Genomic DNA, 6022 nt, shown 5'->3' with positions numbered 1-6022 from the left:
CTGAGATAATGTCGGCTCACCGGTCCAATTGCCGATGAGCCATTACCTGCCCTCCACACAAAAGAACTGACAGGCCCGGTGCCCCCGGTAGCAGACATCACTTGCTTCAAGCCGTCTGTCGCTCGCGGCGCGGGCGGCCACGAAGTTGCGGGCATCCCGTTTCGTCGTGGGCGCGGTGGCACAGCCACAATGGTTCTGAGGCATTCACCACCGCGCCCACCTCACCACGAAACCATCACGGCGCGATATATCGTGGTGCTTTGAACCGGTACCGGCAGATGAGTGAACAGGCAAGAACACCGCTACCGAGCAGCCTCACCACGAAACCAGTGTCATTCACAGGATCGCGGCCATTCAAACCGGTAACGGCACATGTCCATTAAAACCCAGGGCCTGACCACGAAACCATTGGGCTACGCAACCCCGACACGCCAGCCTCCTGCAAGGATCGCTTTCTTTGGGTTACCTTTCTTTACGAGTAAAGAAAGGTAACATCCCACACGTTCCAAAACGGCCAACACCATACAGCCGCGCCAGCAGCCAGAAGCCATAAGACCCCGCCCACTCACGCCAGCCTGCGCTAGCAGCTAAAAGCGCTGACTAAAACCCATCCCTCTCAAGACGTATCGTTAATTCCCCTTGAAAGTGATAGCTAAGTGATCGCTGCAAGACGGGGTTCCGGGCCGCGGTCGTTGGCGGCCCGGACGGATACGTTAGCAATTGCCCCAGGGATTTATCGTCGGTCGATCAGCCAGCCAATCAGCACGCCGACAGCGGCAGCCACGCCGATAGCCGTCCACGGGCTTTCATGCACATAGTCGTCCGCGACGCGCGCCGTGTGGCGGCTCTTTTCCACGACGACGTATTGCACGTCGGCGATTTTCTTCTTTGCCTTCTTCAGGCGTTCCTGCACCTTGCCCGGCGCATCCGCGGCCGGCGCGCCGGGGGCATTGGTGGCATTGGTGGCAGGCACCAACAGGCTATCGACTTCACGCAGGGCGCTACCGGTATTCGACATTTCCTTCTCCTCGTTGAATGGCTAACGCAATGAAAGACCTTATGGCGTTAAAAAGGCCTGGCTCATTGGGTTTAGCTAGCATAAGGAACATCCGGCGCGTAAATAAGAGCCAATCGGGATTAGTTGATGGAACCGCCTCCCGGGGCGGTCCACGCGGGCCTGTGCGCTGCTCGCGCCAGTGGATCAGCCTGGTTCCAGGCAGAGGTATTTCATCTCCAGGTACTCGTCGATGCCGTAGCTGGAGCCTTCGCGGCCGAGGCCGGATTGCTTGACGCCGCCGAACGGCGCCACCTCATTGGAGATCAGCCCCGTATTGATGCCGACCATGCCGTACTCCAGCGCCTCGGCCACGCGCCACACGCGGGCCATGTCTTTGGAGAAGAAGTAAGCGGCAAGACCGGACTCGGTGTCGTTGGCCATGGCGATGACTTCCTCGTCGCCCTTGAAGCGGAACAACGGTGCCAACGGGCCGAACGTTTCCTCGCGCGCGACGCGCATGGCAGCGGTGGCGCCGGCCACCACCGTGGGCTCGAAGAAGGTGCCGCCGAGCGCATGGCGCTTGCCGCCCGTCAGCACGCGTGCGCCATGGGCGAGCGCATCGGCGATATGGCTTTCCACCTTGGCGACGGCGTCGGCGTCGATCAGCGGCCCTTGCGTGACGTCGCCGTCGATGCCGTGCCCGAGACGCAGGGCGCTCACCGCGCGCACCAGCCGGCTGGCCACCTCGTCGTACACGGCGTCGTGCACATAGATGCGGTTGGCGCACACGCAGGTCTGGCCGCTGTTGCGGAATTTCGAAGCCAGGATGCCGTCCACCGCGCGGTCGAGATCGGCGTCCTCGAACACGATCAGCGGCGCATTGCCGCCGAGTTCGAGCGAGAGCTTCTTGACCGTGCCGGCGCATTGCGCCATCAGCAGTTTGCCGATGGCGGTGGAGCCGGTGAAACTCAGCTTGCGCACCACCGGGCTCTCGCACAAAACCCCACCGATCTGGACCGGGTCGCCGGTGACGACCTGCAGCACGCCACGGGGCACGCCGGCTTCTTCGGCCAGCGCGGCCAGCGCCAGCGCCGTCAGCGGGGTTTGTTCGGCGGGCTTCACGATCATGGTGCAGCCCGCGGCCAGCGCCGGGCCTGCCTTGCGGGTGATCATGGCGGCGGGGAAGTTCCACGGCGTGATCGCCGCGCACACACCCACCGGCTGGCGCAGCACCAGCATCTTCTGGCCGGCGCGCGGGCTGGACAGTACGTCGCCGTCCACCCGCTTGGCTTCTTCGCCGAACCATTCCAGGAAGGAGGCCGCGTAGGCGACTTCGCCACGCGCTTCGGCCAGCGGCTTGCCCTGCTCGGCGGTCATCAGTTGCGCCAGGTCTTCCTGGTGCGCCAGCACCAGGTCGGCCCAGCGCCGCAGCACCGCGGCGCGGGCCTTGCCGGTCAGGTCACGCCAGGCCGGCAGCGCGCGCGCGGCGGCCTCCACGGCTTGGCGGGTTTCGGCGGCGCCGCAGCGCGGGACGGTGCCGACCACATCGTGGGTGGCCGGGTTGTGCACCATCAATACGGCGCCGCCGGCGGCGCCGGTCCATTCGCCATCGATCAGGCAGGCGCTGCGCAGCAGCCCGGGTCTTTGCAATGTCAAGGTGTGTCCCATGGTGTCTCTCTTTATACGGCGATGCCGGCCAGCACCTTCGTCAGCACCACCAGTGCGGCGTCGAACTGGGCTTGCGGGATGGTCAGGGGGTAGAGGAAGCGGATGGTGTTGCCATACGTGCCGCAGGTCAGCAGGATCAGCCCGGCCTCCATGGCGCGCAGCTGCACCCGCTTGGCCAGTTCAGCGCTGGGCTGCCCGGTGGCCGGGTCGTGGAACTCCACCGCGACCATGGAGCCAAGCCCGCGGATGTCGGCGATGCCCGGGCAGGTCTGGCTGGCTTGCTGCAACGCGGCTTTCAGTTGCTCGCCAAGCGCGGTGGCGCGCTCGCAAAGGCGCTCTTGCTCGATGGTCTCGATCACCGCGTGGGCGGCGGCCACCGCCAGCGGGTTGCCGGCGTAGGTGCCACCCAGGCCACCGGGCAGCGGCGCGTCCATGATGCTGGCGCGGCCGCAAACGGCCGACAGCGGCATGCCGCCCGCCAGGCTCTTGGCCATGGTGATGAGGTCGGGCGCCACCGGGTAGTGCGACATGGCGAAGAGCTTGCCGGTGCGGCCGAAACCGGTCTGCACCTCATCCGCGATCAGCAGGATGCCGTGCTTGTCGCACAGCGCGCGCAACGTCTGCATGAAGTCCACCGGCGCCGGGTGGAAGCCACCTTCGCCCTGGACCGGCTCGATGATGATGGCCGCCACGCGCTGCGGGTCGATATCCGTCTTGAACAGCGACTCCAGCGCCTGGATGGATTGCTCGGTGCTCACGCCATGCAGGTCGCAGGGGAACGGCGCGTGATAGATGTCGGACGGGAACGGCCCGAACCCGACCTTGTAAGGCGCCACCTTGCCGGTCAGTGCCATGCCAAGCAGGGTGCGGCCATGAAAGCCGCCCGAGAATGCAATGACGCCAGGGCGCCCGGTATGCGCGCGCGCGATCTTGACCGCGTTTTCCACGGCCTCCGCGCCGGTGGTGAAGAGCGCGGTCTTCTTCAGGCCATCGATCGGCACCAGGGCATTGATGCGCTCGGCCAGCGCCACGTAGCTCTCGTAGGGCACGATCTGGTACGCGGTATGCGTGAAGCGCTCGAGCTGCGCGATCACTGCCTGCATCACACGCGGATGGCGGTGGCCGGTATTGAGCACGGCAATGCCGCAGGCAAAGTCGGTGTACTGGCGGCCTTCCACATCCCAGAGCGTGGCGTTTTCCGCGCGGTCTGCATAGAAGTCGCACATCACGCCGACGCCGCGGGGGGTGGCAAGGGCGCGGCGCTGATTCAGTTCGAGGTTCTTCATGGTCTCTCCGTAGTGCTTGATATGGCCTGGGCGGCGCTTGCCGGCCGGACTCGGTTTTCGCGGGTGGTCGCTGGTTGTCGATCGATCGCGATCGCAACGATGCAGTGCATTTCAACTTCCTTTGGCACTACAATCCAGTACCGCATTCACATATCTGATGGTGCCAATTGAGATCGATCTGTGGCGACTTGCTGCTTCAGCGCCTGGGTCCGGACGGTCCCGCAGCCCTAGCGAAGCCGTTGAACCGCAGTCTTTACGAGTGCATCCGCGGCGCCATCCTCGATGGCAGCCTGGGGCCGCAGACCCGTCTGCCGCCGTCGCGTGACCTTGCATCCGAGCTCGGCATGTCGAGAAACACCGTGATGTTTGCGTACGAGCAGTTGCTGGCCGAGGGCTATGTGCATGCCCGCACCGGCAGCGGCACCTTCGTGGCGGCCACCGCGCCGGAGGCCTATCTCAATGCCAAGGCCAGCCAGGCCAGCAGCGCGCAGGCCCGGGCCATGCCGGGTCTGTCGCCGCGCGGCGTGGAATTGCTGGCCAATGCCTCGGCGTCGCCATCGCAGTGGGGCGCCTTCATGCCGGGCGTGCCGGATGTGACGCGTTTCCCGCACCAGCGCTATGCGCAGATCGCCGCCCGCCTGTGGCGCAATCCGCCCCCCGAGTGGCTCAGTTATTGCCATGGCGGTGGCTTGCCCGCCTTGCGTGAAGCCGTGGCTGCACATTTGCGGGTGGCGCGATCGGTGCAATGCGACGCCGCTCAGGTGCTGATCACCGAAGGCATTCACCAGGGCATCGACCTGCTGGTCCGGATGCTTGGCATGTCCGGCGAGCACGCCTGGGTGGAGGAGCCCAGCTACTGGGGGATTCGCGGCTTGCTGCAGATGAACGGCATCCACATGATGCCGATCCCGGTCGATGAGGAGGGGCTGACGATCCCGGCCGGGAAGGACGCAGGCCCGCCGCCGCGCTTTATCTTCGTCACGCCATCGCACCAGTATCCGCTTGGCGCCGTCATGAGCCTGACGCGGCGGCGCGCGCTGCTCGAATACGCCCGGCGCCAGGGCAGCTGGATCGTCGAGGACGACTACGACAGCGAGTTCCGTTTCTCCGGCCAGCCAATCCCGTCGCTGCAAGGGATGGAGCCGGACGCGCCGGTGATCTATATCGGCACGTTCAGCAAGACGTTGTTCCCCGGGCTGCGCATGGGTTACATGGTCTTGCCGCGCGCGCTGGCCGGCGCCTTCCAGACCGCGCATGCCGAGCTGTACCGCGCCGGCCACCTGATGACGCAAGCCACCGTGGCCGAGTTCATGCAGGCGGGCGACTATGCCGCGCATATCCGCCGCATGCGGCTGCTGTACGGCCGCCGCCGCGCCATCCTGGCAGGGTTGATCGAGCGGTATCTGGGACCCGAAGCGCTGCACCGGTACGGCAGCAATGCCGGCTTGCACCTGGTTCTCTGCCTGCCGGACGGCGCGGATGATGTGGCCATCGCGGACGAAGCCGGGCGCCGGGGCATCCTGGTGCGGCCGCTGTCGCGGTATTTCCTGGGCGGTGCGGTGCAGCGCGGGCTGTTGCTCGGGTATGCGTGCGTGCCGGAGGAGCGGATAGGGCCGGCGTTCGAGGTATTGCTGGGTTGCCTGCGGGACGCGCGGCCGCTGGCGCACTGTGCATGACGATGAGGCTGGCCCCCGGTTCGGTCCCTGGCGCCACGGCTTGCACCGCTGGCCGACGGACGCCGTTTTTGAGCAGGAAAACCTTGGCGCAAGGTATCATTCGTTCCCGGTGAACACTCAGATCACGCGCTGGAGTGGCGCAAGTACGGCTCACGCCACTCATCAGGCCAAGGATGTTCCGGGTGAGGCTCGCCAGCCCTTTTGTGATCCTGGCGCGGTTTCAAATATGTGACCTATTCAGCGGTTGCCCGGTGGCCGATTTCGCCACTAAGCCGCACGTCGGCGATGGCCGCCCCGAGTTTTGCCGCTCATACCAAGTGACGGAGCGCCGGCCACCGCCGAAGGCCGCTCCGCTCGACGCGCGACGCATGAAGGCTTCCTGCATGCGTCGCTAT

At 65.6% G+C, this 6022-nt stretch carries 4 protein-coding genes; 1 reads left to right on the top strand and 3 read right to left on the bottom strand.

Going from position 1 to position 6022, the window contains the following annotated elements; genetic code table 11:
- Positions 1 to 733: 733 nt before the first annotated feature.
- The 3 genes from AC1RWI_RS11115 to AC1RWI_RS11105 all read right to left on the bottom strand — a co-directional run bounded on the left by AC1RWI_RS11115 (position 734) and on the right by AC1RWI_RS11105 (position 3951).
- The gene (locus AC1RWI_RS11115) at positions 734 to 1018 is read right to left on the bottom strand and encodes an ElaB/YgaM/YqjD family protein (RefSeq protein ID WP_043354268.1); all 285 of its coding nucleotides are present in this window, start codon (positions 1016 to 1018) and stop codon (positions 734 to 736) included.
- A gap of 183 nt (positions 1019 to 1201) precedes the next feature.
- Positions 1202 to 2665, bottom strand: coding sequence for an NAD-dependent succinate-semialdehyde dehydrogenase (locus AC1RWI_RS11110; RefSeq protein WP_492866354.1), 1464 nt, complete (start codon positions 2663 to 2665; stop codon positions 1202 to 1204).
- Positions 2666 to 2676: 11 nt separating this feature from the next.
- The gene (locus AC1RWI_RS11105) at positions 2677 to 3951 is read right to left on the bottom strand and encodes a 4-aminobutyrate--2-oxoglutarate transaminase (protein WP_492866352.1); all 1275 of its coding nucleotides are present in this window, start codon (positions 3949 to 3951) and stop codon (positions 2677 to 2679) included.
- A 167-nt stretch (positions 3952 to 4118) separates the two neighbouring features.
- On the opposite strand from AC1RWI_RS11105, the gene pdxR reads away from it, so the two are divergent.
- Positions 4119 to 5627, top strand: a complete 1509-nt coding sequence (gene pdxR, locus AC1RWI_RS11100; protein WP_082055114.1) for a MocR-like pyridoxine biosynthesis transcription factor PdxR — start codon at positions 4119 to 4121, stop codon at positions 5625 to 5627.
- Positions 5628 to 6022: the final 395 nt, after the last annotated feature.

This window comes from Cupriavidus sp. MPR-AND1C (genome assembly GCF_058809705.1).
This window is presented reverse-complemented; position numbering and strand designations above follow the sequence as displayed.